Annotated in this window: 1 protein-coding gene; it reads left to right on the top strand. The window is 59.3% G+C overall.

What is annotated here, in order from left to right:
- Positions 1-296: 296 nt before the first annotated feature.
- Positions 297-1,163 (top strand): hypothetical protein (locus EOA36_RS35785; protein ID WP_127230901.1); only part of this gene is annotated, 867 nt, incomplete at its 3' end.

Here is a 1,163-nt window from a genome sequence, read left to right as displayed (position 1 = left end):
GGCGCGACGGCGCTGCCCGCCGCGAGCTACCGCAGGCTGAAAGATGCCTTCGCCACTCGCCCGTATCATCTACACCACGGGACACGTTTCGTGCGGAACCCGACACATTGAGGCGCAAATATGCCCCGGCGCGGCGCGAAACACATGCTTTTCCCCCTTTTTCGCGCCACCTGTTCGGTGGCACGCCGATTGCTTGAGGCTTCGTGTAGGCGTGCGGTCAAGATGAGCTGTTCCCACAGAGATCCGGATCCGAACGAATGCACGTGACAGCAAGGCATACATCAAAGGAGTAGCTCATGCGGGTAGCCGTCGTGTGGAACAGTGATTTTACGGGCGTGATCAACCGGTTCGGTCAGCCTTATCCGCAGCCGCCGCAGCCTTGGCCGCATTACGGCGCGATAACCAAAAGCGTGATGGCGGCATTGCAAGAGGGCGGCCACGAAACTCTGCTGTGTGAAGGCGATAAAGAACTGCTCGCCACGCTCCAGGGCTTCATGCCACCCGATCCGCAAGCCCGCCCTTCGGGGTTAGTATTCAACTTGGCAGAGGGAATTCAAGGCGAGTACCGTTTTACCCACGTTCCTGCCATGCTTGAGATGGCCGGTGTTCCATACACCGGATCGAGTCCGCTCGGGCATGGGCTGACCGACGATAAGGTCATCAGCAAGACGCTCATGCGCAGTTGCGGCGTGCCAACGCCGAACTTTCGCGTCATGCGCAGCGGCACCGAGAGCACCGAGGGTCTTCGATTCCCAGTGGTAGTGAAGCCGCGTCACGAAGACAACAGCTTCGGTTTGCAGCTCGTACATGAGCCCGCTAAGCTGACGCAGGCAGTGGAAATGATCATCACGCAATATGCGCAGGATGCGCTCGTGGAAGAATACATAGATGGGCGAGAAATCCATGTGGCGCTGCTCGGAAACCGAGAGATAGAGGTATTGCCTTTGGCGGAGATCGACTTCGGCGAACGCGAAACACGTCTTTTGACTTGGGAAGCGAAGTATCTGGCTGCCGTGCAGCCACCGACGATTTGCCCGGCGCAAGTCGAGAGCAGCCTTGCAACTTTGCTGCAGGACATTGCGGTTGCGACCTTCCGTGCCTGCCAGTGCCGGGACTACGCCCGCGTCGACCTCCGGATCGACCGCTCCGGTCAGCCCTTTGTC

Source organism: Mesorhizobium sp. M8A.F.Ca.ET.021.01.1.1 (assembly GCF_003998025.1).
Lineage (GTDB): Bacteria > Pseudomonadota > Alphaproteobacteria > Rhizobiales > Rhizobiaceae > Mesorhizobium.
This window is presented reverse-complemented; position numbering and strand designations above follow the sequence as displayed.